Annotated in this window: 24 protein-coding genes and 2 pseudogenes; 10 read left to right on the forward strand and 16 right to left on the reverse strand. The window is 64.2% G+C overall.

What is annotated here, in order from left to right:
- Positions 1–50: 50 nt before the first annotated feature.
- The 8 genes from FQ775_RS13105 to FQ775_RS13140 form a co-directional block, all read right to left on the reverse strand.
- Positions 51–1,376 (reverse strand): ABC transporter substrate-binding protein, encoded by a 1,326-nt coding sequence (locus FQ775_RS13105; protein WP_146300232.1) that lies wholly within the window; start codon positions 1,374–1,376, stop codon positions 51–53.
- Positions 1,377–1,529: 153 nt separating this feature from the next.
- Positions 1,530–2,558, reverse strand: a complete 1,029-nt coding sequence (locus FQ775_RS13110; protein WP_146300231.1) for a LacI family DNA-binding transcriptional regulator — start codon at positions 2,556–2,558, stop codon at positions 1,530–1,532.
- 232 nt (positions 2,559–2,790) lie between these two features.
- Positions 2,791–4,689 (reverse strand): bifunctional sugar phosphate isomerase/epimerase/4-hydroxyphenylpyruvate dioxygenase family protein, encoded by a 1,899-nt coding sequence (locus tag FQ775_RS13115; protein ID WP_146300230.1) that lies wholly within the window; start codon positions 4,687–4,689, stop codon positions 2,791–2,793.
- The gene (locus FQ775_RS13120; protein ID WP_146300229.1) at positions 4,686–5,543 is read right to left on the reverse strand and encodes an NAD(P)-binding domain-containing protein; all 858 of its coding nucleotides are present in this window, start codon (positions 5,541–5,543) and stop codon (positions 4,686–4,688) included. The genes FQ775_RS13115 and FQ775_RS13120 overlap by 4 nt, the downstream gene beginning before the upstream one ends.
- 179 nt (positions 5,544–5,722) lie before the next feature.
- Positions 5,723–6,067: a hypothetical protein gene (locus FQ775_RS13125; protein ID WP_146300228.1), complete on the reverse strand. Its 345-nt coding sequence runs from the start codon at positions 6,065–6,067 to the stop codon at positions 5,723–5,725.
- An 88-nt stretch (positions 6,068–6,155) separates the two neighbouring features.
- Positions 6,156–6,401 carry a DUF4286 family protein gene (locus tag FQ775_RS13130; protein WP_146300227.1) on the reverse strand — a complete coding sequence of 82 codons (246 nt, stop codon included), beginning with the start codon at positions 6,399–6,401 and terminating at the stop codon, positions 6,156–6,158.
- Between the two features lie 46 nt (positions 6,402–6,447).
- A complete protein-coding gene (locus FQ775_RS13135) occupies positions 6,448–7,134 on the reverse strand; it encodes a GntR family transcriptional regulator (RefSeq protein WP_146300226.1) in 687 nt (228 codons plus the stop codon).
- A 43-nt stretch (positions 7,135–7,177) separates the two neighbouring features.
- Positions 7,178–7,852: a GntR family transcriptional regulator gene (locus tag FQ775_RS13140; protein ID WP_146300225.1), complete on the reverse strand. Its 675-nt coding sequence runs from the start codon at positions 7,850–7,852 to the stop codon at positions 7,178–7,180.
- Between the two features lie 203 nt (positions 7,853–8,055).
- Between FQ775_RS13140 and FQ775_RS13145 the strand changes: the two genes are divergently transcribed.
- The 4 genes from FQ775_RS13145 (at position 8,056) to FQ775_RS13160 (ending at position 11,396) form a co-directional block, all read left to right on the forward strand.
- On the forward strand, positions 8,056–9,042 hold the full coding sequence (locus FQ775_RS13145) for a sialic acid TRAP transporter substrate-binding protein SiaP (protein ID WP_146300224.1): 987 nt from the start codon (positions 8,056–8,058) through the stop codon (positions 9,040–9,042).
- A gap of 96 nt (positions 9,043–9,138) precedes the next feature.
- Complete coding sequence (locus tag FQ775_RS13150) at positions 9,139–9,651, forward strand: TRAP transporter small permease (protein WP_146300223.1); 513 nt, start codon at positions 9,139–9,141, stop codon at positions 9,649–9,651.
- Positions 9,648–10,949 (forward strand): TRAP transporter large permease, encoded by a 1,302-nt coding sequence (locus tag FQ775_RS13155; protein ID WP_146300222.1) that lies wholly within the window; start codon positions 9,648–9,650, stop codon positions 10,947–10,949. Before FQ775_RS13150 ends, FQ775_RS13155 begins: the two co-directional genes overlap by 4 nt.
- Before the next feature lie 6 nt (positions 10,950–10,955).
- Entirely contained in the window at positions 10,956–11,396 is a 441-nt protein-coding gene (locus FQ775_RS13160; RefSeq protein WP_146300221.1) for a type II 3-dehydroquinate dehydratase, read from the forward strand.
- 390 nt (positions 11,397–11,786) lie between these two features.
- Here FQ775_RS13160 and trpA read toward each other — a convergent pair whose 3' ends face one another.
- Genes trpA through trpB form a run of 4 tightly spaced genes read right to left on the reverse strand, consistent with a single transcriptional unit; the run spans position 11,787 to position 14,404 of the window.
- A complete protein-coding gene (gene trpA / locus FQ775_RS13165) occupies positions 11,787–12,578 on the reverse strand; it encodes a tryptophan synthase subunit alpha (RefSeq protein WP_146300220.1) in 792 nt (263 codons plus the stop codon).
- Positions 12,575–12,898 carry a divalent-cation tolerance protein CutA gene (gene cutA / locus FQ775_RS13170; protein ID WP_146298169.1) on the reverse strand — a complete coding sequence of 108 codons (324 nt, stop codon included), beginning with the start codon at positions 12,896–12,898 and terminating at the stop codon, positions 12,575–12,577. The genes trpA and cutA overlap by 4 nt, the downstream gene beginning before the upstream one ends.
- Before the next feature lie 9 nt (positions 12,899–12,907).
- Positions 12,908–13,147: a hypothetical protein gene (locus tag FQ775_RS13175; RefSeq protein WP_146298170.1), complete on the reverse strand. Its 240-nt coding sequence runs from the start codon at positions 13,145–13,147 to the stop codon at positions 12,908–12,910.
- A gap of 36 nt (positions 13,148–13,183) precedes the next feature.
- On the reverse strand, positions 13,184–14,404 hold the full coding sequence (gene trpB, locus FQ775_RS13180) for a tryptophan synthase subunit beta (protein WP_167812968.1): 1,221 nt from the start codon (positions 14,402–14,404) through the stop codon (positions 13,184–13,186).
- Between the two features lie 203 nt (positions 14,405–14,607).
- On the opposite strand from trpB, the gene FQ775_RS13185 reads away from it, so the two are divergent.
- The 6 genes from FQ775_RS13185 (at position 14,608) to FQ775_RS24125 (ending at position 21,295) form a co-directional block, all read left to right on the forward strand.
- Positions 14,608–15,597, forward strand: coding sequence for an AraC family transcriptional regulator (locus tag FQ775_RS13185; protein WP_146298759.1), 990 nt, complete (start codon positions 14,608–14,610; stop codon positions 15,595–15,597).
- Between the two features lie 120 nt (positions 15,598–15,717).
- A complete protein-coding gene (locus FQ775_RS13190; RefSeq protein WP_146298758.1) occupies positions 15,718–17,220 on the forward strand; it encodes a xylulokinase in 1,503 nt (500 codons plus the stop codon).
- Positions 17,217–18,128, forward strand: coding sequence for a sugar ABC transporter substrate-binding protein (locus FQ775_RS13195; RefSeq protein ID WP_246730115.1), 912 nt, complete (start codon positions 17,217–17,219; stop codon positions 18,126–18,128). The genes FQ775_RS13190 and FQ775_RS13195 overlap by 4 nt, the downstream gene beginning before the upstream one ends.
- A gap of 10 nt (positions 18,129–18,138) precedes the next feature.
- A complete protein-coding gene (locus FQ775_RS13200) occupies positions 18,139–19,656 on the forward strand; it encodes a sugar ABC transporter ATP-binding protein (protein ID WP_146298757.1) in 1,518 nt (505 codons plus the stop codon).
- Positions 19,653–20,582 (forward strand): ABC transporter permease, encoded by a 930-nt coding sequence (locus tag FQ775_RS13205; RefSeq protein ID WP_146298756.1) that lies wholly within the window; start codon positions 19,653–19,655, stop codon positions 20,580–20,582. Before FQ775_RS13200 ends, FQ775_RS13205 begins: the two co-directional genes overlap by 4 nt.
- Complete coding sequence (locus tag FQ775_RS24125) at positions 20,579–21,295, forward strand: GntR family transcriptional regulator (RefSeq protein ID WP_146298755.1); 717 nt, start codon at positions 20,579–20,581, stop codon at positions 21,293–21,295. Before FQ775_RS13205 ends, FQ775_RS24125 begins: the two co-directional genes overlap by 4 nt.
- Before the next feature lie 141 nt (positions 21,296–21,436).
- On the opposite strand, the pseudogene FQ775_RS13215 reads toward FQ775_RS24125, so the two are convergent.
- The 4 genes and pseudogenes from FQ775_RS13215 to FQ775_RS13230 all read right to left on the reverse strand — a co-directional run bounded on the left by FQ775_RS13215 (position 21,437) and on the right by FQ775_RS13230 (position 25,557).
- Positions 21,437–22,870: pseudogene (locus FQ775_RS13215) on the reverse strand (aldehyde dehydrogenase family protein).
- Positions 22,871–22,890: 20 nt separating this feature from the next.
- On the reverse strand, positions 22,891–24,048 hold the full coding sequence (locus FQ775_RS13220; protein WP_146299262.1) for a fumarylacetoacetate hydrolase family protein: 1,158 nt from the start codon (positions 24,046–24,048) through the stop codon (positions 22,891–22,893).
- Positions 24,049–24,058: 10 nt separating this feature from the next.
- A pseudogene (locus tag FQ775_RS13225) lies at positions 24,059–24,286 on the reverse strand (enoyl-CoA hydratase-related protein); the annotation flags it as partial.
- Positions 24,287–24,525: 239 nt separating this feature from the next.
- Complete coding sequence (locus FQ775_RS13230; RefSeq protein WP_146299263.1) at positions 24,526–25,557, reverse strand: histone deacetylase family protein; 1,032 nt, start codon at positions 25,555–25,557, stop codon at positions 24,526–24,528.
- Positions 25,558–25,560: the final 3 nt, after the last annotated feature.

A 25,560-nucleotide genomic window follows, 5' to 3' on the forward strand; every position in this document is an offset into this window, starting at 1 on the left:
GGGGTCCCCGCCCGGCCGACGCCGGGCGGGGGCTCGAGGGAGGACCGATCTTAAATCCTGCCGTCGTCTTCGAAATTTTCCGTCCAGTCCCTGACCAGGCCGTCCAGGGCTTCCTGAGCCGTGCCCTGCCCTGCCACGACATAGTCGTGGAAGCGCTTCTGGGTGTCCTGCAGCAGAGTTGCGTAGCTGGGCTCTGCCCAGAAGTCTTTCACGATCGCCATCGAGTCGAGGAAGGTCTGGGCGTAAGGCTGGCTTTGCGGAAACTCGGGCGCCAGAGTAACAGCCTTAAGGCAGGAGAAGCCGCCCATCGACCACCACTTGGCCTGCACCTCGGGCTGCGCAAACCACTTGATATACTCAAGCGCGGCGTCCTTCTTCTGCGAATAGGCCACCACCGAGATTCCCTGGCCGCCCAGCTGGGCGAACTGGTCGCCATCGGGGCCGGCGGGGTTGGCGAAATAGCCCGTCTTGCCTCCACCGACATTGGCGTCGGTCTCGAAGCCCGGCCAGGTAAAGGCGAAGTTCATCTGCATCGCGACCTGGCCCGACTTGAAGGCATCGATGCCTTCCGACATGTAGCCGTTCGAAGACCCCGGCGGCGTGCAGCAATCATACAGCGCCTTGTAGTATTCGAGTCCCGCCACGGCGCCTGGCGAGTTGACGAAGCCTTCCATCTCGTACGGCTTGTCCGGGTTCTCGTACTTGAAGCCGAAGCTGTAGAGCACGTCCATCGCACCCATGGTGATGCCTTCGGAACCGCGCTCTGTGTAGATCGACGCGCCATAGACGGTCTTGCCGTCAATCTCGCGATTCTGAAAGAACTCGGCGATATCCTTGAGCTCGGCGAAGGTCTTGGGCGCAGCGAGATCGCGCCCGTACTTCTCCTTGTATTCGGCCTGCAACTCCGGCCGCTCGAACCAGTCCTTACGGTAGGTCCAGCCGACGACGTCGCCGAATGCCGGCAGCGCCCAGTAGTTGGGCGTGTTCTTCGGCCACTGCGAATAGCCGACCACCGTCGCGTCGATAAAGTCGTCCATCTTGATGCCGTTGGCGTCGAAGAAGTCGTTGAGCTTGATATAGTGGCCGTTCTCGGCGGAACCGCCGATCCACTGGCTGTCCCCGATCATCAGATCGCAAAGCTGGCCGCCGGAATTCAGCTCATTGAGCATTCGGTCGGCGAAGTTCGGCCACGGCACGAATTCGAAGCTCATCTTGTGGCCGGACTGGGCCTCGAAGTCCTTCGACAGCGCGACCAGAGCGTTGGCCGGGTCCCAGGCGGCCCAGCAAAGCGTAAGGTCCTCGGCCTGCGCGGCACTCGAGGCGAACGCTGCAGTAAGCGAAATAGCGGCAACGGATGCCAGATGGGCACGTTTCATGATGGGTCCTCCCGAAAAGACGCAAACATAAGCTTACGTACCTCAAACTAAATGAGGTACGTACCTCATGTCAACTCAGAATCTGACGATCGTGGATTGCGTCGACTGGCAGCCGGAATTGCACGGGTTCTTAAAGGGCCGCGGCCCAGCGGATCAGACCAGGTTTTCGCGCACCACAATCTCGATTCTGATGCGTTCCTGCGACTGGACTATGTCGAGCCCGTCACTCTTGGCGCGCAATACCCGCAGGGCGCTGCGCACGATATGGCCGACATTCTGGCTGATGACGGCGTCCATCAGATTATCGCGCAACGCGTCGCGCGTAACATCGGTAAGCTCATGGCCGATGACCGTTATGTTGCTCCGGCGCCCATAACCGCGCAGCAGATCGACCAGCGCGTGACTGCCGTGGCCGACCGAATATATGCCGTTGATATCCCCTCGCTCCGCCAGCACGGCGGTGACAACACGTGCAGTGAGGTCTTCATTGTCGTGGTTCTCCAGCGACGGCAGCACTTCAATCTCGGGGAAGGATTCAGCCATCACCTGATCGAAGCCCAGACGCCGCTCGACATTATCCCGAGCCTGCATCGAGCTGACCAGAACCATGACCGAACCGCCTGTATTTCCTAGGAATTTCCCCATCAGGAAGCCGGCTGTGCGCCCGGCCGCGACGTTGTCGACGCCAATGAAATGGTCGCGCTCCGTGTTCGGAAGGTCGGAAACCAGCGCCACGACAGGTATGCCCTCGGCCTTCAGCCGTACAATGGCATCGCGGAGATGGGGTGTTTCCGGAGCGAAGATCGCGACGCCGTCGGTATCGTCGGCGCCGAGTTCGCGCAGCGATCTGACCAGGGCGTGCGGATTGTCGTTCGGGAACGTCAGGATGCGAACATCGGTCCGCTCGGTGACCGAGTTCGCAATGGCCTCGTTAATCGCGTCGCGCAGCGTTCGGACAAAGAGGGCCGGCATGTCCGGGAGTACGAACACCAGCCGATAACGGCGCTGGCGCGCCAGGTTCGCCGCCGTGACATCGCGGACGTAGCCAAGCTGTTCGATAGCACTATTGACGCGGGCAACCGTCTTTTCGCGCACGCCTGGCCGCGCGTTGAGGACGCGATCGACCGTTGCAAGGCTCACCCCTGCGGCCTTCGCGATATCGTTGACTGTCGGCCGCGCCATTCGCACCCTCCCGCGCCGTATATCGCGATTTGGATGAGGTACGTCAATCATCAGGAATGGCAGTCGAGCGGACCACCCCAATGCAAACGCCCGCTTTTTGCGTTCCGCATGTAGAAGCTGCCTGGCCCGTTTCGGCCCCAGATGCCGTCCGACGGCTCCAGGCTCGGATATTCAAAGGAACGCGGCTAGGGTGGCGCGGATTTCATCGTGATATAGGCGCCACAGGCTTGGTTCACGCCTTCGGCATGCCCTTTGGCCTGAGCGCGCGCTTCTGCGCCGCGATGCGAAACGGAGCATTGACGGCGCCATAGCCCCGGTAGCCGCCGCGGCGTTCGACGATCTCGAAAAAGAAGCCCTCGCCGTAGTTGCCGCTGTAGAACTGGAAATATTCGCCATCGCCATCCCGGTCGTAGAGGATGTTGGCGGCCCGCATGCGACCAGTCAGTTCCGGTTCCAGCCCGAGGCGCGCCTCCAGATCATCGTAGTAGTTGGGCGATATTTCCAGCGGCCGGAACCCGAGCGAGCGCACCCGATCGGCGGATCGGAAAATGTCGGCGCTCGCGAAGGCCAGGTGCTGTACGGTCGATCCGAAGCTTTCGGCGAGGAAGTGGCCGGCCAGGGTCTTGCGGTTCTCGGCGCCGTTCAGGGTCAGTCGGAGTGCGCCGCCGTCGGCCTCGACGACCTGACTGCGCACAAGGCCGCCAGGGTCGACGACGTCGACCATCGGCAGTTTTCGCGTCTTCAGGATCGAGGTGTAGAACAGCACCCAGGTCAGCATCTCCTCGTAGTTCATCGTCTGGGCGATGTGGTCGATCGCTAGCAGGCCGGCGTCCTGTTCCTCGGGCTGAGCCAGCGCCTCGAACTCGATATCCCACACGCGAGACAACTCGCCGCCGTCGATAAAGTAGATGACGCCGCCGCCCACGCCGCGGATCGCCGGGATCGAAAGCTCGCCCGGCCCATGCCGCTGCTCGAAAGGCTCCGCACCCAGAATGCGGGCGCGCGTGACCGTGGCCGCCGCGTCTGCCACGCGGATCCCCATGGCATACGCGTTGGCGCCGTGAACGAGATGAGAGGAGTGGGCGAGCCCTTCCCGCTCCGTGTTGATGACGATGTTGATGCCGGACCGCTCGGGTCCCTGGCGCCACAGCACCACGTCCTTGGAGCGGTGCCGCGCGCGTGGCGAAAAGCCAAGCGTCGACAGCATCCGGCCCAGTTCGGTAGCCTCTTCCTCGCTGGTCGCGAACTCGATGAACTCGACACGTTCAACGCTGACCCGTGGCGGCATGTCGGGCACGGCGATCGCGACCGCCGGCTCCTCCCGCCGCACCTCGTCCATCAGATTGAGTAGCGAACGACGCCCGTCGACGGCGATGGTGCGCGGCGAGCCGCCCCTGAACTGGTCGTTGAAGATCTCGAGCGACAGCGGCCCCGCATAGCCGGTGGCGGCGACCGCACGCATGAAGGCGGTAACCGGCAGGTCGCCTTCGCCGGGCATGTTGCGGTAGTGCCGGCTCCACGACAACAGGTCCATCGCCAGACGCGGCGCGTCGGCCAGTTGCACGATGAAGATGCGGTCGCCCGGTATGGACCGGATCGTATCGGCATCGATCTCGCGCGCAAGCGTGTGGAAGGAATCGAGGATCAAGCCGACATTGGGATGGTCCGCACGGCGCACGATCTCCCAAGCGTCGCGGTGATCGCTGACATGGCGCCCCCAGGCAAGCGCTTCGTAACCGACGCGGAGTCCACGTTTGGCGGCTCTCTCTCCAAGCTCGCGCAGATCAGCGGCGGCACGATCGATACCACCCAGCGCAAGAGGCGAGACATTGGAGCAGATCAGCATCAGGTCGGTGCCGAGTTCGGCCATCAGGTCGAACTTGCGTTCGGCACGGTCGAAGGTTCGGGCGCGCTGCGGTTCGGGCATGCCCTCGAAGTCGCGGAACGGCTGGAACAAGGTGATCTCCAGCCCGTGTTCGCGCACCATGCGCCCGACTTCCGCGGGGGTCCCGTCGAAGGCAAGAAAGTCGTTCTCGAAAATCTCGACGCCATCGAAGCCCGCAGCGGCGATCGCGGCCAGCTTCTCGCGCAGATCGCCGCTGATCGATACCGTCGCGATCGAAGTCTTCATGCGTGAAGCTTTTTCTCGTCGTTGGCCCGCAGGACTCGCCGCAGCGACAGGGGGTCAACCTCGGCACCAGTGAAATGGCGGAACGCATCCAGTCCCTGATAAAAGAACAGTTCCCACCCGGTCATGATCGCCAGTCCGGCGTCGGCGGCGGAGCGTAGAAAATCCGTATCCACCGGCGTGTAGACAGCATCGAATGCCCAGGACGCTCCGACCATGTGCCGGCGTTCCATCGAAGATCCGGAATGGCCACTCATGCCGATCGGCGTGCAATTGACCAGCCCGTCCGCATGCTCGACCGCTTCCTCGGTGGACGTGGCCCTGATCACCCGGGGCGCCGCCCCGGCCTCCGACAGCATCGCCGCGAGACGATGCGCCTTGCCCGGATCAGTGTCAAAGATGCGCAATTCGCCGGCGCCGAGGCGCACCAGTGCAAATGCGATCGCCTTGCCCACTCCGCCAGCGCCCACCAGCGCCACCTTGCCGGGAGCCGTCTTGCCGAACGACGCTTCGAATGCGGAAATGAAGCCGGAATGGTCCGTATTGTGTCCCAGCGGGCCGCCATTCCCGAACAGCACCGTGTTGCAGGCGCCGATTCTTGCCGTGGGCGGATCGGAGAGCTTGACGCGCGCCACGACCTCTTCCTTGTAGGGATAGGTGACGTTCACGCCGCGGAAACCTTCGTCAAGGCAGCGATCGAACACGGCCCCGAAGTCCAGCCCGAGATCGCGCGGCACCAGGCGTTCATACCTAACTTCGACACCGCAGAGCCTTCCCGCTTCCACGTGAAGCCGAGGCGATTGCGAGCGGGCGATGTTGGCTCCGATGAGGCCGAGCCGGACGGAACCCATGATCATCTCTGGTGTTGCGAACCGATTGTTCCGGACAAGTTAGCGATCGAACGCACTTTCAGCAACACACAAACTCCGTTTTGTCTGGCGTTTTTTGTTTTATCCGATGACATTCTCCTTGAGCGCCCGTCCGCATGATGGGCTACCGCAGGACCGTGCGGGCGCACGGGCTCCGCCGGAACTCGTCAGCGAACGTCCGCTGACGTCACCGCATGAACAAGCCTGAAAGCCGCATCGCAGTGAAGTTCGCTGGCACCACACCTGCGAAGCATCCCAAGGGCAAGATGGGTGGTGCAAGCCTCCTCAAGGGCTTCGACGTCATGCCCCGACAACAGAAATACCCAGTCAGCCGTGGCATCGCCGCCGCGAATCCGTTGCTCGGTTGTCTCGGCGGCGCTCGGTGTGTCGGTTTTCAGGAGATGGGCCCCGGTCAAACCCGTCCTTTCCGGCAACAGGGAAACGAGACCGCACAGGAAGCTCTCCAGTCCGCTCTCCGCGCCGGGGCCGGGGGACAGCCGGATGGTCTTCATGAATGGCGCGATCCCGCCGCCGTTTGCTCGCGGCGACGCGGCATTGGCTGCGGGTCATGCCGCGATGGAGGGGCATCATCTTGGTTGATCAGGGTGTGGGATTGTTCAGTCGGGCCCGATAGGCATCCGACGTCAAGATCGCATAGGTGGCCAATTCGTAGATAACGAAAAACGCGCCGCTGTTCTCCTGTCGCCAACGCGAGCCTCTGTTGAAGCCCGGTATGCTCAAGCGTTCCGGCAGATGCTCTCTCGAATGCCATTCATGGAACTCAGCCAGGTGAGCGTCGTCCACGCTCCACCACATTGCGATGGCCGCATCGCCGAGCAGCTTCAAGCCCTCCTCCACAAACTCTCAAGAGCATGGCCTCGACCGGAGACGACTACCGTATCGTACCCTTGGAGAGGGCGTGCTCGACCCCGCCTTCGACATGCCTGACCAGCACGTCCCGGGCACGCGCCGCGTCCCGATCCAGCGCGCAATCATGCATGATCTTGTGTTCCTCGGCCGCGATGTCACCGCGGAAAGAAAGGGCAATCATCTGATAGCGAAGATATTTGTCGAACACGCCGGCATGGGTCTCGATGAGGACCGTCGAACCGCAGGCAGAAATCAGTGCCTGATGAAACTCCCAATCATAGCGCTTCCAGAGCTCGGTTTCGCTGCGATCACCATCGTGCATGCGCCGTTCCATCGTCGCAAGCTTGTGGTAAGCGGCAACAACTCGCCCCTCCCATTCCATGTCGCCGGCCGCGAACGACTGCTTGAGAGCATGCCCCTCAAGCAGCAGCCGCAACGCCGCGATCTCGCGCAAATTCTCGACCGAGACCGGCGCGACCTCGAACCCTCTCTGGCCCTCCGCCACGACAAGGCTTTCGGATGCCAGACGATTCAGGGTTTCGCGCAAGGTGCTGATGCTCGCGCCATAGGCATCGCGCAGGCGCTCGAGCTTCAGCTTCTGACCGGGTGCGAGGCGGCCGAAGATGATGTCCGACCTGATCCGACGGTAGGCATTTTCTCCGATTGTCGGGACCGGAGCGGCGGAAGGCAGCGAGACATCGTGCTTCATACGATCCTGATAATATCAGATCGGCAACCCCGCAACCTTTCGGTCACGTCACCAGCAATCCGTGCCGGACGGTATGCTCGACGCACGCGCCAATGTGCCGGCCGAGCACCTGTGAGGCCTGCGCGTGATCGCGTTCGAGAGCAAATTCGAGCAACTGCCGATGTTCCCCCGAGGCTTCGCCGCCGCGATAGATCACCGCGATGATCTGATAGCGCAGATAATGATCGAATATCTGCCGATGGGCCGCCATCAGTTCGACCGAGCCACAGGCCGATATCAGCGCGGCATGGAACTCCCGATCGTAGCGCTTCCAGTCCTCGGTGCCAGAGCGGTCGCCGCTTTCCATTCGTACTTCCATGCGCGCCAGCTTGTGGTGTGCCGCGAGCACCCGGCTCTCCCACTCCACGTCGCCGCGCTCGAACGATTCCCGCATGGCGTGGCTTTCGAGGAGTTCGCGCAGGGCCGCCACCTCCCTGAAATGGTCCTGTGAAACAGGCGCAACCTCGAACCCGCGCTGCCCTTCCGCCAGTACCAGTCGCTCGGACGAAAGCCGGTTGAGTGTCTCGCGAAGCGTGCTGACGCTCGCCCGATAGGGCGCGCGCAGCCGCTCCAGCTTCAGCCGGGCCCCCGGCTGAAGCTTCCCGAAAATGATGTCGTGGCGGATGGCGCGATAGGCGGCTTCGCCAGCGGTGTCCAAGGCAGAGCTGAGATCGGTCATGGTGGCGTTCCCGTTCTCACCTTCATCGCAGGTCAGCCTTGAAGCGGCAATCCGCTTGCGTTCCTCCGGCGAATGACATATTCAGAAATCTATGAGATTTTTGATAATGCCTATTGATCAAGAAACTGTCTAGTGGCAAGACTTGGGCCACGACGGTCCGCCTGCCGGGAGGCCGTTGCCACAATGGCCTGGGAGGATTAGCCATGATCGAATTCACGAGACGAACGCTGGTAGCGGCGGGCTCCGCCCTTGCGCTCACTGCCTTTGCCACGGTAGCCACCGCGCAGGAGAAGATCGGGCTGCGCTTTTCGGCCGTGTTCTCGGAACAGGACATCCGCGCCGAGATGATGAAGAGGTTCGCCGAAGCGATCGGCGAGGATTTCGACTATCAGGGCTACTACGGCGGCACACTGTTCAAGCAGGGAACAGAACTGGTCGCGCTGCAACGCGGCAATCTGGAGATGGGCAACATCGCCCCACAGGACATGTCCAACCAGATTCCGGCCTGGTCAGTGCTGACCTCGGCCTATCTGTTCCGTGACGCCGATCATCTGCGCACCTTCTTCGAGAGCGATGCAGGCAAGGAAATGACGCAGATGGTCGAGGACCAGCTCGGCGTGAAGATCCTGGGTCCCACCTATTTCGGCTCGCGCCAGGTTGGTCTGAATCTCGACAAGAAGATCAGCACGCCTGCCGACATGGCCGGCGTCAAGCTCAGGATGCCGGGCGGCGACGCATGGCAATTCCTGGGCTCCGCGCTTGGCGCGAACCCCGTGCCGATGGCCTATGCCGAGGTTTACACGGGACTGCAGACCGGCGCGATCGACGGGCAGGACAATCCGCTCCCGAACGTCCAGAACATGAAATTCTACGAGGTGATGAAGCAGATCGTGCTGACCTCCCATCTGGTCGGTTACGATCTCCTGACCATCTCGCTGGATGCCTGGAACAAGCTGACGCCCGAACAGCAGGAGAAAGTCCAGGCCGCGGCCGACTCCGCCATCGAATGGAGCACTGCCGAGCATCTCAAGCGTGAGGAGGAACTGGCTTCGTTCATGAAGGAACAGGGATTGGAACTCTACAAGCCGGACGTGGACGCCTTCCGCGCGCATGCCCAGAAGATGTATCTTGAATCGGACCTGGCCAAGGACTGGCCGGACGGCATGGTCGATCGCATCAACGCGCTCTGATCCTCGCCTGAACGATCCGCGGCCCGCTTCAAGCCGGCGGGCCGCGCCAACCTGAAGCGCGGCCCATGCCGCGCGGCATCCGGCTCGGAGGTCGCAATGCCGCTCGCTCGCATCGGGCAGTTTCTCTATCGGCGCGCCGAGAACGTCCTGGCCATACTGCTGGTCGTGATGTTCCTCGCCTTCATGGCGCAGATCATCTTCCGCTACTTTCTTAACTTCCCCATCGGCTGGACCTCGGAACTAACCGTCATCACCTGGCTGTGGCTGGTTCTCTGGGGGGCGGCCTTCGTCCTGCGCGAGGACGAGGAAATACGGTTCGATCTCATCTACGGGGCGGTGGGCCCGGGCGTTCGCAGGGCGATGACGATCGTTTTCTCCGTAGTGCTGCTTGTCATCTACCTTTTTTCGTATCCGGCCGTCCTCGACTACGTGACCTTCATGAAGGTGCAGGCGACCGCCTACATGAAGATCCGGTTCGATCTGCTGTTTTCCATCTACCTTTTCTTCGCCGCGGCGGTGATCGTGCGCTACGCTTGGCTGCTGTGGGGCGCGATCCGAAGCCGCAATCCGCGCCGGCGCGATCCGGAGCATGCGGGCTCCAGCCTATGAGCCTCGCCGACCCGTTCGCACTCTGCCTGGTCACCATCATAGCGCTCAGCCTGCTGGGCCTGCCGATCGGGCACGCGATGATCGCGGGTTCGATCGCCTATCTCTATCTGGCCGGCCTCGACATGGGCACGGCCGCCGAACAGCTGCTCAACGGCATGTACACAAGCTACATCCTATTGGCGGTCCCGCTGTTCATCCTGTCCGCCGAGATCATGAACACCGGCTCCATGACCGAGCGCCTCCTGCGCTTCTGCAATACGCTGGTCGGCCGGTTTCGCGGCGGCCTGGCGCTGGTCAACGTGGTACAGTCGATCATCTTCGCCGGCATGTCGGGTTCGGCGATCGCCGATGCGGCCGGCGTCGGCAAGATGATGCAGAAAATGATGACCCATGGCGGCCGCTATCCGGCAAGCTTCGCCGCTGCCCTCACCGCAGCAACCGCGGTCATCGGGCCAATCATCCCGCCCTCCATCCCCGTGGTGCTCTACGCGCTCGTGTCCGACGCGTCGATCGGCTACCTGTTCCTCGGCGGCATGGTGCCGGGCCTGCTGATGGGCCTTTTGCAGATGGTCCTGGTTGTCTGGCGGGCGCGGCGCCGCAATTTCCCGGTCGAGGACCCGGTTCCGCTGCGGCAAATCCCGGGCATCACCATCCGCGCCTTTCCCGCCTTGATGATGCCGGTGGTGCTGTTGGGCGGCATCTATTCGGGTTTCACCACGCCGACGGAAGCCGCCGCGATCGCGGCCGCCTACGCCTTCCTGATCTCGGCCCTGCTCTATCGCACGGTCACGTTTCGCAGCACCTACCAGACACTTCTGTCCAGCGCGCGGACTACCGCGTCAATCGGCATGCTGATCGCCGGCGCGCTCGTCTTCAACTACGTGGTCACGGTCGAAAACATCCCGCGCACGCTGAGCGCTTTCCTGCAGGGTTTCGACCTGACGCCGACGATGTTCCTGATCATCGTCAACATCCTGCTGCTGGTGCTCGGATGCCTGCTCGAGGGTACCACCATCATCCTGATCGTCATTCCGGTGCTGATCCCCACCGCCCAGGCCCTCGGGGTCGACCTGGTCCATTTCGGCATCGTCTGCGTCGTCAACATCATGATCGGGTTGATCACGCCGCCCTATGGTCTGCTTTTGTTCATCATGACGAACATCGGCCAGGTGTCGCTGCGCGCGCTCGTGCGCGACATCCTGCCCTTCCTCTACGCGATGCTCGCCTCACTCGCCTTGATCACCTTCTTTCCCGATCTCGTTCTCTTCCTGCCCCGCATGCTGGGATACCAAGGCTGACTGTCAATGACCGCACCGATTTACGTCATCAACGGCCCCAACCTGAACCGCCTCGGAACGCGCGAACCCGAAATCTACGGTCGAACGACGCTGGCCGAAGTGGAAAATATCTGCCGGGAAGCGGCCGGCGAGACGCCGTTGGAATTCAGGCAATCGAACCGCGAATATGAAATCATCGAATGGATCCACGAGGCAATCGATCGCCCGGCGGTCGGCATCGTCATCAATCCGGCCGCGTTCACCTTTACCTCGATCGCCATCCTCGACGCACTGAAGATGTTTCCCGGCCCGATCATCGAACTGCACATCTCGAACATCCACCGACGCGAAGAAATCTACCACCGTTCGCTGGTATCGAAGGTCGCTACGGCAGTGATCGCGGGACTTGGCCCGCGCGGCTATTTGCTGGCGGTTGGAGCGATGAACGAGTGGGTTCCAGCGAATTAGCCTTCGGGCGAATCGCGCGGCGCATTCAGTTGGACGTCGCTGTTGGTGCTGATCGATGGCATGAGGATAGGTTGCCGATCAGAAAGTGCTGTTGCGGGGCCGCTAAGAGAATCTCTGCTTTTCGGCCACCACCCGGACCAAACACGGGACATGGGAATGGGGCGCCAGCGTGCCGACCCAACGAGTGTCAGGTTCAGAGTTTGGCGAACATCGACTAGGTGAAGCGAATATCGGCTCCCTGCGAACGACTGCTGTCTGAGCAAAGCGAAATTCCGCGAACTTCAGATTTGGGCGCGCAAACCCGCCAGCAGGAGCTTGCCCGGAGAGGGGCCGATAGGAGACGGTCCGGTCCCGGAGTGGCCGGTCTGAAAGCCCGGCCACGCTCCGCGATCACGGCTCCGTCAGGCCACCGACATAGGCGACGACGCGCGAAACAGCGCTGGCGGGCTCGCCCTCGATCGTCCTGACCAGTTCGGTCCCGATCGCCACGCCGTCGGCCATACCGCCGAATGTGATGACATCGCCTCGGGTCTTGATGCCAAATCCGATGCAGATCGGCAAAGGGGTGATCGAGCGCAGCCGCTCGGCAAAGGCGCTGACTTGCGAAGGGTCGGGGGCAGTCAGTCCCGTGGTTCCGTTGGTCGAAACGCAATAGACGAAGCCGCTCGCATTGGCCAAGGAATGTCGTAACCTCGCGTCATCGCCATTGCGGGTCACCATGCGGATGAAGTTGATGCCGGCCTTGAGGGCCGGGATGCAGAGTTCGGCGTCCATTTCCGGCGGAAGATCGACGATGATGAGGCCGTCGATGCCGGCCGCCTTGGCGTCGGTCAGGAAACGCTCGACGCCATAGATGTAGATCGGGTTGTAATAGCCCATCATCACGATCGGCGTCTCGTCGTCATCTTCGCGAAAGCTCGTCGCCATTTGAAGCGTCTTCTTCAGCGTCTGCCCGCCCTTGAGCGCGCGCAGGCCCGCCGCCTGGATCGCCGGCCCGTCGGCCATCGGGTCGGAGAACGGCATGCCGAGCTCGATGATGTCGCTGCCCGCGCCCGGCAGCGCCTTCATGATCGACAGCGAGGTCTCGTAGTCGGGATCGCCGCCCATGAAATAGGTGACGAGCGCCGGGCGTCCCTCGGCCTTCAGCTTCGCCAGGCGGCGGTCGATGCGGGTCTCGGTCATGCGTTTCCTTCTGCCGTGGTCTCGGCCGCGATCCATTGTTCGAAAGCCGGGTTTGCGCCGACATTCATGTGGCGGATGATGGCCGGCGTGTCATAGGGATGATGTTCGGCGATGAACGCCTCCAGCGCCTCGGCGCGCTCCGCGCCGGTCTTGAAGATCGCCAGCGTCTCGGCCTCGTCGGCGATCTGGCCGTCCCACCAGAACAGCGAACGCACGCCCTCGACGATGTTGGCGCAGGCCGCAAGTCGCGCCTCGAGGACGGCGCGCGCCAGCCTGGCCGCCTCTTCGGCGCTGGCGAACGTCACGTGGACCTCGATCATCGCCGTACCTCACTCGGCATGTTCGCGCACCTCGATGGTGACCGCGAAGGCGTAGAAGCCGTCGCGCTCGATACGGCTGCGCGCCATGCCGGCGTCAAACGCGATGCGCGGCTCGTTGTCGTCCTCGATCCGCGTCATGAAGGCGAGGTTGCGGCTTTCGCGGATGCCTTGCGGGTTCTCGCGCGCATCATCGGTGCGGATCGCCACGTAATGATGCGGATTGTGTCTGGATCGGTAGATTTCGAACATGCGTCCACCTCCCGGATGGCTTGCCTCGAAACGTGCCTAGAGCTCCATGCCCAGCATTTTGCCGACGGTGAAGATGTCCTTGTCGCCGCGGCCGCACAGGTTCATGACGATGATCTGATCCTTGCCCATCCTCGGCGCCCGCTTGACCACCTCGGCCAGCGCATGGGCCGGCTCGAGCGCCGGGATGATGCCCTCGACCCGGGTCAAGAGCTGGAACGCCTCCAGCGCCTCGTCATCCATGATCGGCACATATTCGACCCGGCCCGCTTCCTTCAGCCACGAGTGTTCCGGCCCGATGCCGGGATAGTCGAGACCTGCCGAGATCGAATGCCCGTCCTTGATCTGGCCGTCGCCGTCCTGGAGCAGATAGGTGCGGTTGCCGTGCAGCACGCCGGGCCGGCCGGCCGTCAGCGAGGCGCAATGCTCGTCGCCGGAAAGCCCCTTGCCGCCGGCCTCCACGCCGACGATCGCGACCTCGCGGTCGTCGAGGAAGGGATGGAAGAGCCCGATCGCGTTGGAGCCGCCGCCGACGGCGGCCACCAGCAGGTCCGGCAGCCGGCCCTCGGCCTCCATCAGCTGCTCCCGGGTCTCGCGCCCGATCACCGACTGGAACTCGCGCACCAGCTCCGGATAGGGATGCGGGCCCGCCGCCGTGCCGATCAGGTAATAGGTGTCCTCGACATTGGTCACCCAGTCCCTCAGCGCCTCGTTCATGGCGTCCTTGAGCGTGCCATGGCCCGACGATACCGGCCGCACCTCCGCGCCGAGCAGCTTCATGCGGAAGACGTTCGGTGCCTGCCGCTCGACGTCGGTCGCCCCCATATAGACCACGCAGGGCAGGCCGAAGCGCGCCGCCACCGTCGCCGTCGCCACGCCGTGCTGGCCGGCACCCGTCTCGGCGATGATGCGGGTCTTGCCCATGCGCCTGGCGAGCAGGATCTGGCCGAGGCAGTTGTTGATCTTGTGCGAGCCGGTGTGGTTCAGCTCGTCGCGCTTGAAATAGATCTTGGCCCCGCCGAGCTTCCCGGTCAGCCGCTCGGCGAAATAGAGCGGCGACGGCCGTCCGGTATAATGCCGGCCCAGATGTTCGAGTTCGGCCTGGAACGCATCATCCTTGCGCGCGGCGTCCCAGTGCGCCTGCAGATCCAGGATCAGCGGCATCAGGGTCTCGGCGACAAACCGACCCCCGAAAATCCCGAACATCCCGCTCTCGTCAGGTCCAAAACGGAACGAGTTCGGATCTGGGTTGCGTGACATGTTTTGTGCTCCCGACGGTTGACCGAACCGAATTGGGCTGTATCTGGCGGGAACAAGTCAAACGTCACGACGCACGCCATGCGCAATGGTAACGAACTGATATTCAAGTCAAACTTGGCGAAGGTCTGGCGGGCGTGCCCCACGCACTTGTTCCCTCCTTCGCCGCAATGGACAGCACCGCGGCCTGCCAATATCGTTGGCCCATGAGCACGCTCGAGCTTGTCGATGCATCGAACCGGCTTGCCCGCCTGCCGGGCCTGCGCTCGCAGAGCGTCGGCGAGGCCGTCGCAGCGCTGTCGCAGCGCTACCGCAGCCACCGGCTGGAATTCGGGCACCAGAGGAGTGTCGAACTCGATTTCAGGCACCACGCGATCGATCTTGGCAAGGCGTCGCTCAACCTGTTGCGCTACGGGCCGCGGCTGGTCGTCGACGCGGGGAGCTTCGACACGTTCTACATGATTGAGTTCCCGCTCAGAGGCGGCGTGGACATCCTTTACGGCGACAACCGCGTGCATTCCCGCGTCGGCGGCGGTCTCGTCCTGTCACCCGGAACCTATATCCGCTCGAACTGGCATGAAGACACCACGCAGATCATGCTGCGGCTGGACCGGACGTTCGTGGAAAGCGCCTGGCAGCGGCGCACCGGATCACCCGTGCGCCAAACACCCATGTTCCGTCCCGAACTCGACCTGAGCTCACCCGAGGGACGCCGCATCGCACGCCTGATCGGCGTGATGGTAACCGAGCAAATCGAGGCGGAAGCGACAGCGCTCGCGCCCATGCCGCTCGTCCACGCGGTCCTCGAGACGCTGTTCGATCATGTGCCGGCAACGACAGTCGCGACCGTCGAGGCGCTAGCCGGCGGGCCGGTACCGCATTATGTTGGCCGCTTTCGGCGCCTGCTCGACGATCCGGCCGCACTGCCGCAGCCTGTTGGCGCGCTCGCAGCCAGGATCGGCATATCCCAGCGGGCGCTGTCGGCGGGCATGCGGCGCTTCACCGGCTTTTCTCCGCACGAATACCTGACCATGCGGCGCATGGAGCATGCGCGTGTTCTGCTGGAGCGCAGCGACCTGCCGATAGCCAGCATCGCCGGGGCCGTTGGCTATGCGCATGCCGGCCGTTTCGCGGCAGCGTTCCGGGGCCATTTCGGCGTCAATCCTTCCCGCCTCGCCTTCCCTGACGATAACTGAAAGGCCGTTTTCGGCATCGCCGGTCCATTTCAGGACGCCGAATGGAGCCCTTCGCCTCCCGGCGATTGACAGGCCGTGTCCCCTGCCCCGCACAATCGGGGCAAGAACGGGAGGTGCGGATTGGGCACGGGAGCGGTGATCGCCGCAGATATCGGTTCCTCGGTGTTGAAGGCGGTCCAGTTCGACAGCGAAGGGGCGGTGCGGGCCGTCGCCAGGCGGCCGGTCACCACCCATTCGCCCGACCCGCGCTCGCATCAGCAGGATCCCGACGAATGGTGGCAGGCATTCGCCGGGGCCGTCGCCGAGCTTCCGGACTCCAGCCATGCTTCGGCCGTCGTCCTGACCGGCTCCATGCAGAACCTGATCGCACTCGATGCGGCCGCCCGTCCCCTCGCCCCGGCCGTCCTTTATTCCGATCGCCGTCTTGACGAGGAGGAGATCGCCACACTCAGCGCCCGGCTTCCGGCCGACTACGCGAAGCGCACGGGAAACAGGCTCGACCCGGCACATACGATCCTCAAGCTGATGATGCTGCCGAGGTTCGTTCCAGCGGCAACAGGTCGGCGGGATGTGCGTTGGGCCTTCGGGGCAAAGGATGCGATTTCGTTCCGCCTCACCGGCAGTTGTGCCATCGATCCGACGACAGCGTCGACGACCGGCCTGATGGGCATCACGACGCGCGACTGGGACGGCGACCTGGTCGTGGCCGCCGGCATCAACCCCACCGCCCTGCCGAAAATCCTGGCCGGCGACGAAATCGTCGGGCATCTCTCGGTCGAGGCAGCAAAATTCACAGGGCTTCCCGCCGGCATTCCGGTCTTCAACGGCGCCGGCGACGCGGCCACCGCGACCTGGGGTGCATACGCCGACAGTCCCGGCCGGGCCTATTGCTATCTCGGCACGACCGGCTGGGTGGCGGCCACGCTCGACCTGGCGGACGCCGCCCCTCCCCGCGAAATCTACACGCTCGCCGATCCCCTTCGCCGCGACCGTGTGATCATCGTCTCTCCCTTCCTGACGGCAGGCGCGGCGCTCGACTGGCTGGCCGAGACGACGGACCGAGATCTCGAAGAGTTGCTTGTGGGAGCCGCGGCGAAAGACATGTCGCCGCCCGCCGCGATGTTCCTTCCCTACCTGAAGGGAGAACGCGGCCCGTTCGAGGACAGCCGCGTGCGCGGTGCATTCCTCGGCCTCGACCACGCAACGACCGCAGAGGCGATGGCTTATGCCGCGATCGAAGGCATTGCCTTCGCCGTGCGCCACAACCTCGATATGGCGGGTTTGCCGCCCTCGCCGCTCACTGTAATCGGCGGTGCGGCGCGGCACTACATGCAGCGCCAGATCATGGCCGACGTGCTCGGCCGTGAGATCGCCGTGCTCGACGACAGCCAGGAAACCGCCGCGCTCGGCGCCCTGCGCATGATCGCTCCGAAGCTCGGCATCAGGCCAAAGGCCCGGCCAGCGGATGGCCATGTCAAGCCGCGGCGGGAGCGGGTCGGCTGGCACGACCGCCGTTTTTCCACCTATCTTGCCGCCTCGCGCTTCGCGTGCGAGCAGTCGCCGACCCTTCACGCATACGACGTACAGACAGAAAAGCACTCAAACGACAGGAGGACGTCATGAGAAAAACGCTTTCCATGCTTGCAGGGCTTACGATGCTGCAATTATCCGCCGCGCATGCCGAGGACGTGGCCGTGCTCACGCCGTATCTGAGTTCAGTCGCGACCAACGAGATGGTCGAGACCTTCACGTCGGAAGCCGGCGCGAAGGGCTGGACGGTCAACGTCGTCGACACGCGTGGCGACTTCCAGCAGCTCGCCAGCCGTGTCGAGGATGTCACCAATGCCGGGGTGTCCGCGATTGTCCTGGTCAGCGTCGACCCCAACCAGATCGGCGACCAGGTGGCCGCGGCCGCCGCGAAAGGCATTTCCGTGGTCGCCCTCGACGGCGCGCTCGCCGATGGCGTGTCGGTCAACATCACCACAGACAATTTCCGTCTCGGCACGATCCTGTCCGACTACCTGTTCGAGGCGCTGGGCGGCGAAGGCGATATCGTCAAGTTCTTCCATTCGGCGCATCCCGGCGTGCGCCAGCGGGAACTCGCGCTGGACGAGGCGCTGGGGAAGAACGACGGCATCAAGGTGATCGCCGAGCATTACGTCCAGGTTCCGGGACCGATCGACAATGCCCGCCAGGCGATGGAGACCTTCGTGCGCCAGTATAGCGCCGACATCGACGGCGTGTGGGCCGCCTGGGACGAGCCGGCGATCGGCGCTCTGCTGGCGATCCAAAGCGATCTGCCGGATTCGGCGGCGCTGATCGCCGGCATCGACGGCAATCCGCAGGCCGTGGACCTGATCCGCCAGTGCACCAACCTGATCGCAACCGTCAGGCAGGATTTCGCCGGCATCGCCAGCAAGGCCGTTGAGCAGATCGGCGCGATCATGGAGGGGCAGCAGCCGGCCGAACGCGAAATCTTCGTGGACGCTACGGTGATCGACCGCGCAAGCCTCGGCGTCAGCTGCGAATAGCCTGCGGACCATGCTCGAAATCCGCGGCCTCACGAAGCGTTTTGGCGGCATCGTGGCGCTTGACGGCGTCGCGATGTCCGTCGCGCGGGGCCGGGTCCACGCCCTGTTGGGCGAAAACGGGGCCGGCAAGTCCACCCTGTTCAAGTGCCTGTCGGGCGTCCATGCACCCGATGCCGGCGAGATGTTCCTCGACGGCCGGCCTTTCGCCCCCCAAAGCCCGATCGCGGCAGAAACGGCCGGTCTCAGATTCGTGCATCAGGAGTTGAACCTTGTGCCCGGCTTCTCCGCCTTCGAAAACGCTTTCGTCGGGCGCCGGTACCCGCGCCGGGCCGGCCTCATCGATTGGCGCGCCATGCGGCGCCGGTTTGCCGGCATCCGCGACCGCTACGGGCTCGACGTCGACATCGACGTGCCGGTCGGTCGCCTGTCGACGGCGAAATGCCAGCTGGTCGAAATCCTGCGCGCGCTGATGGACGAAGCGAGGCTGCTCGTCCTGGACGAGCCGACGGCTTCGCTGAGCGAGGCGGAGGCCGAGACGCTGCACGGCATCGTCCGGCGTCTCGCCGCGCATGGCTGCGCCATGATCTTCGTGTCGCACCGGCTGGACGAGGTGTTCGCCGTGGCGGACGAATACACCGTGTTGCGCAACGGCCGCTCGGTCGGCAGCGGCACGATGAAGCAGATCGACCGGGACGGTATCGTGGCCCTGATGGCCGGCGAAGGGTTTCGCCAGGAGGATGCCTCCGGCGCGATCAACACTGGCGCGGCGGTCCTTCAACTCTCGGATATCCGCCCTTCGCCGGTGCGCGCCGGCGTCGACATGTCGGTCGCCGCCGGGGAAATCGTCGGCCTCTACGGCATTGTCGGCAGCGGGCGGTCCAGCCTGCTCAAGACGATCTGGGGCGCCAACCCGCTGGCATCCGGCGAGATCCGGATCGACGGATCGAGGCTTCCAGCGATGGGGATTGGCGAGCGTATCAGAGCCGGCGTCGCCTACGTGCCCGAGGATCGGCGCACCAAGGGGTTGGTCATGCACCATCCCATCCTCGACAACGCGCTACTGCCGAGCCTGTCGCGATACCGGGTCGCCGGCTTCCTGCCGGTGGTGAACTGGCGCGCCGCGCGCATCGGCGCCCGCGCCATGCTGTCGGAGCGCAACGTCAAATACGGCCGGTTGACCGACCCGGTCTCCACCCTTTCGGGAGGAAACCAGCAAAAGGTGATGATCGGGCGCTGGCTTGCCGGCGACACGCGCCTTTTCCTGCTCGACGAGCCGACGCGCGGCGTCGACGTCCGCTCCAAGGCGGAAATCCACGCCCTATGCCGGCGGCTCGCCGAGAATGGTGCCGCCGTCGTCCTTGTCACCAGCGATATCGAGGAACTCCTGATGCTCGCCACGCGCATCGTGGTGATGGCGCAAGGACGCGTCACGCTCGACATGGCCAATCAGGGTCTCGAACGCCAGACCATCCTCGGCGCCACGTTCAGCGCCGAGAGGCAGCGCGTGGCGATGAGGACCGTCCCGTGAGCGCCATTTCCCGGTTTGGCACGCTGCTCGGGCTGATAGCGATCGTCGCGCTGTTTTCGGCGCTGTCGCCCGGCTCCTTCGCGCAGGCCTCCAACCTGATCAACATCACCCAGCAGATGTCGCTGCTGGCGATCGTGGCGCTCGGCGCGACCTTCGTCATGTCGCTGTCGGAGTTCGACCTGTCGGTCGGCGCGGTGGTGTCGATGTCCGGCATCGTTTCGGTCAGCCTGTTCGCCCTCGGGTGGGGGATCGTTCCGACCATCGCGATCACCCTTTTGGCCGGCTTCGCGGTCGGCTGCGCCAGCGGCTTCCTGATCGCGACATGGCGCATGCCGAGCTTCATCATGACGCTGGCAATGGGCACCATCATCGGCGGCATCACCTTCTGGGCCAGCGGCGGCGCCACGCTGTTCGGCAGCATACCCGACGGTTTCCGCAACCTGGGGCGCGGCTACCTGGCAGGCATACCCGTGCTCACGCTGTGGGCCCTGACCACAACGGTATTCGCCGCGCTGGTACTCGACCACACCGAACCCGGCCGGCGCATGCTGGCGATCGGCGGCAACAGGGAAGCAGCCCGCCTCACCGGCGTCAGGATCGTGCCTACATCGGTCCTCGCCTTCGGCCTATGCACTTTACTTGCGGCGCTCGCCGGCCTGCTTTTGACCGCGCGCCTGGGCAGCGCGCATCCGACCGGCGGCGCCGGCTTTCTGCTCCAGGCCTATGCCGCGGTGTTCCTCGGCATGACCGCGTTTCGCGACGGGCAGCCAAACGCGGCCGGCACGCTGGTGGGTGCCGCCATCATCGCAGTCGTGGCGAACGGGCTGACCATCCTCGGCGTCCCGAACTATCTGCAGGACATCTTCACCGGCCTCATCATCATCGGCGCGGTGCTGGTGCGCAATATCGGACACTCGGAGCGATGAAACACTTGCCGGAGGCCTCAGCACACGAGCGTGTCGCCAGCGCCATGATCTCCGAACTCGCGAGCGGCCTGTGGCGCGCCGGCGACCATCTACCGGCCGAACTGGAACTGGCGGCCTTTTACAAGGTCGGGCGGCGCACCGTGCGCAAGGCACTCGCGGTGCTGGAGCGGCAGGGGCTCGTCGTCAAGAACCAGGGGCGCCGGACGCTGTTTCGCGGCAGGTCGATTTCGCGCCTGCGCGAGACGGTGGAGGACTTTCCGACGGCCGCGCGCAGGGCCGGCTTCGTGCCCTCTACCCGGGTGGCCGAGTTCGCCCGTATCGCCGCCGGTCTTACCGAGGCACGGGCCTTGTCGCTGCCGCTCGGCGCGCCGGTTGCCGAGATCTGGCGCTTGAGGCTTCTGGACGGGCGGGTCGCAGTCTGCCAGCGCTCGGTGCTTCCCGACGAGATCGCAAGCCGCGTTCCGCGCTCGCGACTGAGCCACGGATCGCTCTACGCGGCGCTGCGCGAACATGCCGGCGTGGGCGAACTGTTCGTCGCGAGCGAGCAATTGGCGACGTCGCAGGCATCCGAACTCGAAGCACGGCACGCGAGGATCGAACCGGGACGCAGCGTCGTCCGCATGGCCCGCGTGGTGGCGGACGCGCCTTGCCGCTTGGTCGAATATTCGAACGTCATCTTCCTGGACCGCAGCTACCACTATGCCGTCGTCTAGAGCGTTTCAGGCCTGACGCACCTGCTGTCCCCATCACTCGGGAAGCACTCGCCGCGATATTTCCCGTTTCACTGCTGCGTGCTTGCGGCATCCTGGCGCAATCGGCAGCGTCAAGTCGCATATTCACGCCGCCACGGCTGGCTATGGCAGCGTGTAAGCGGTTTTGACGGTGGTGTAGAACTCGGCGGCGTAGCGCCCCTGCTCGCGCGGGCCGTAGCTGGAGCCTTTGCGGCCTCCGAAAGGGACATGATAGTCGACGCCGGCCGTCGGCAAGTTGACCATCACCATGCCGGCCTCGGCGTTGCGCCGGAAATGCGAAGCGTATTTGAGGCTCGTCGTGCAGATGCCGGAGGACAGGCCGAAGGGCGTGTCGTTGGCGGCAGCAAGCGCCTCTTCGTAGTCCTTGACCCGCTGGACGCTGGCGACCGGACCGAAAATCTCCTCGCGATTGATGCGCATCTCGGGCGTGGTATCGGTGAAGAGCGCCGGCTGCAGGTAGAAGCCCGGGTTTTCCCGGTTCAGCCGCTCGCCGCCGAAGGCAAGCGTCGCCCCTTCCTCTCGTCCAATGTCGATAGGAAATGTCCTGATCGAGCTGGCCCTGGTCGACCACCGGCCCGATATGGGTGCCGGCCTTCAAGGCGTCGTCGACGACGAGGCCCTTCAGCTTTTCGGTGACAGCCGCGACAAAGCGGTCGTGGATGCCGTCCGTCACAACGAGGCGCGAGGAAGCGGTGCAGCGCTGGCCGGTGGAGAAGAAGGCGCCGTTGACGGCACAGTCGACCGCAATACCAAGGTCGGCATCGTCGAGCACAACCAGCGGGTTCTTGCCGCCCATCTCGAGCTGGAATTTCTTCATCTGTCCGACGCAGGCGGCCGCGACCTTCTTGCCGGTCGCGACCGAGCCGGTGAAGGTGACGGCGTCGACGCGCGGATCGTTCAGGATGGCGTCGCCGACAACCGCGCCGCGGCCCATGACAAGGTTGAAAGCGCCCTCCGGCACGCCGGCGCGCACGATGATGTCGGCAGCGCCCAGGCCGAACCCGGCACGAGTTCGGCTGGCTTGAAGACCACGGTGTTGCCGTAGGCGAGCGCCGGCGCGATCTTCCAGGCCGGTATCGCGACCGGAAAATTCCACGGCGTGATGATACCCACCACACCGACCGGCTCGCGCGTCAGTTCGACATCGATGCCCGGCCGCGTCGAGGCCAGCTTCTCGCCCGAAAGCCGCAGCACCTCGCCGGCGAAGAAGTCGAATATCTGCGCGGCGCGCATCACCTCGCCAACGCCTTCGCCAAGCGTCTTGCCCTCCTCGCGCGAAAGCAGCCGGCCGAGTTCGTCCTTGCGCGCAAGGATCTCGCTCGACACCTTCTGGAGGATATCGTGGCGCTGCTGGATGCCCGAGCGCGACCAGGCGGGAAAGGCGGCGCGGGCCGCGGCGATCGCCTCAAGCGCCTGCTCGCGGTCGGCGCGCGCATATTCGCCGATCACATCGCCGGTGTTCGACGGGTTGACGTTGTCCTGCGCCTCGGCGCCTTCCGCCCAGCGTCCGGCGATGAAGTTGTGATGAATGGTCATTGTTCGGCGGCGTTCCCGTTTCAGATCAGCCCGGCCCCTGCCAGATCGCGCATCAGGTGACTGGCGCTATAGCGCCACGCAGGGCAACCCGTCGAGAGTTCGACGCGGTTTACAAGCGCTCCAAGACGCTCGGAAGAAATGGTGACGATGTCCCCGGTCTTGTGCGTGAAGCCCTTGCCCGCCTCGCCGCGGTCTTTCACCGGGGCGAACATCGTGCCGAGATAGAGTACCATCCCGTCCGGATATTGATGGTGGTCTCCCATCGCGGCAGCCACCAGTTCCTCGGGCGAGCGACTGATCTCGGCCATCGAGCTTTCACCCTCAAGCACGAAGCCGTCCTCGCCTTCGACACGCAACCCAACTATGGCCTGCTTCACGTCGGCGAGCGAATAGCCGGCATCAAACAGACGAATGAAGGGTCCGAGCGAGGCCGACGCATTGTTGTCCTTGGCCTTGCCGAGGAGCAGCGCCGAGCGGCCTTCGACGTCGCGGAGATTGACGTCGTTGCCGAGCGTGGCGCCGACGATCCGTCCGTCGCTGGCGGCGATGACGGCGACCTCGGGCTCCGGATTGTTCCATGTCGAAACGGGATGCAGCCCGACATCGGCACCGAAACCCACCGAGGCCATCGGCTGGCATTTGGTGAAAATCTCGGCGTCGGGGCCGATCCCGACCTCCAGATATTGCGACCACGCCCCCCGCTCGATGAGTTTCGACTTGATTGCCATCGCCTCCGGTGAACCGGGTTTCAGCGTCGAGAGATCGTCGCCGATCAGCCCGGCAATGTCGGCGCGGATCGCTTCCGCTTTTCCGGGATCCCCCCGCGCCTGTTCCTCGATCACCCGTTCCAGCAGACTGACGACGAAGGTGACGCCCGAGGCCTTCACCGCTTGCAGATCGACAGGCGAAAGCAGGAACGGGCGCGAAGGATCGGTGCGCGCGGCCACGCTGTTCGCCGCGATCTCCGAGAGGCTGCCCAGGCTTCTGCCCTCGGCCCCAGCCACATACGCGGTCGGGTCCTCCAGTTCGCAGAGGTCGCGCACGGTCGGCGCAGCGCGGGCGGTGATGTCGACAATTTCGCTGCCACGCACTGCGACGACGACCGGATGCGCGCGGTCGGGTGTCCGCGCGCGCCCGACAAAAACGCCGTCCTGAGGCAGATCGATCGCAAAAGACATGTGTTATCCCTTAGCGGCGCTTGAAGACGGGTGCACGCTTTTCCTTGAACGCGGCCCGGCTTTCGAGGGCATCCTCCGTTGCAAAACAGATCGTCTGGAGGTCGCGCTCGTATTCAATGGCCTTCTCCGGGGGCATCGTATGCGCCGCCCTGAGATTGAGCTTTGCCGTTTCCGCGGCGATCGGCGCCCGCGCGGCGATGGTCCCGGCAATCTCTCGAGCACGCACCATGAGGTCTGAAAGACAAATCCGTCATCGGGACGCGTGAAGGCGTCCCGCTGGCCAGGTGGAAGGCAAACCTGTTGGCGATCGGATAGCTGACAAACATTTCTTTCGCCGACGAACTCTGCCTTACTACCCTAGCCGCCGCAATCCCTCTGCAGCCTATCGATGCTTCGTCAACCTGGCACGCGGACTGGCTGCGAAAGCTCGAAAACGACTCGCACGTCACCAGGCCGGGCGCTAAGGGACGCGTAGCGCTATATGCCCGCACCTTCCCGGTAACCGGTCAGGAAGGCGGTGAGATTGTCGCCCAGCGAATCGCAAAGATAGCCCCCTTCCTGGACTATGACGGCGGGCATGCCGATGCTGGCGCAGCGTCGCCCGATCTGCCGGAATCCGGCCGTGGTTACGGACAGGCCGCCGAAGGGGTCGCCCTCGAAGGCATCCAGACCCAATGCGAACACGACAGCGCCCGGCGCAAACGAGGCGACGCGGCTCAATGCCGCGTCGAGCGTGTCCAGGAAGATCTCATCGCCGGAGCCGCGCGGCAATGGCAGGTTGTGGTTATAGCCCAGACCGGCGCCTTCACCTCGTTCGGAAGCGTACCCCCAGAAGAACGGATAGAAGCGTTCCGGATCGGCATGAAGGGAAACCGTCAGCACGTCGGAGCGGGCGTAGAAGATACCTTGCGTGCCGTTGCCGTGATGCAGATCGATGTCGACGATCGCGACGCGCTCGTGAACGCCGCGCAGCACCTGCGCTGTTATCGCCGAATTGTTGAGAAAGCAGAAGCCGCCCGCCAGGTCGGCGAAGGCGTGGTGACCAGGTGGGCGGCTGAGTGCGTAGACAGCCCGCTCTCCATCGCGGACCATGGCGGCCGCCTCGGCGGCTGTCTGTGCGCTCCAGTAAACCGATTCCCAGGTCCGCTCCGATATCGGACAGGCCGTGTCGGTCATGTGATATCCGGCCTGGCCGACAGCGGAGCGCGGATAGGAGAAGTCGCGGCGGTCGGGGTGGATGTTCGGGACCACCTCGGCGGATGCGTCTGAGATGCGCTGCCAGCGTGCATAGATCGTCTCCAGGAAGCGCAGATATTCGGGGGTGTGGACAGCGGCAGCTGGCGCCAGCCCATGATCTCGTGGCTCGGTTCGCTCAAGACCGGCAGCTGTCGCCCCTGCGAGCAGCCGCTCGGCGCGCTCCGGCACTTCCGGGTTCGGCTGCGGCGCACCCGACGACAGGAAGTGCTTCGGATCGTGTTGGCGTTGGATCTCGTGAAAGACGAATTTCATGCT

It is taken from the genome of Nitratireductor mangrovi, from assembly GCF_007922615.2.
Lineage (GTDB): Bacteria > Pseudomonadota > Alphaproteobacteria > Rhizobiales > Rhizobiaceae > Mangrovimarina > Mangrovimarina mangrovi.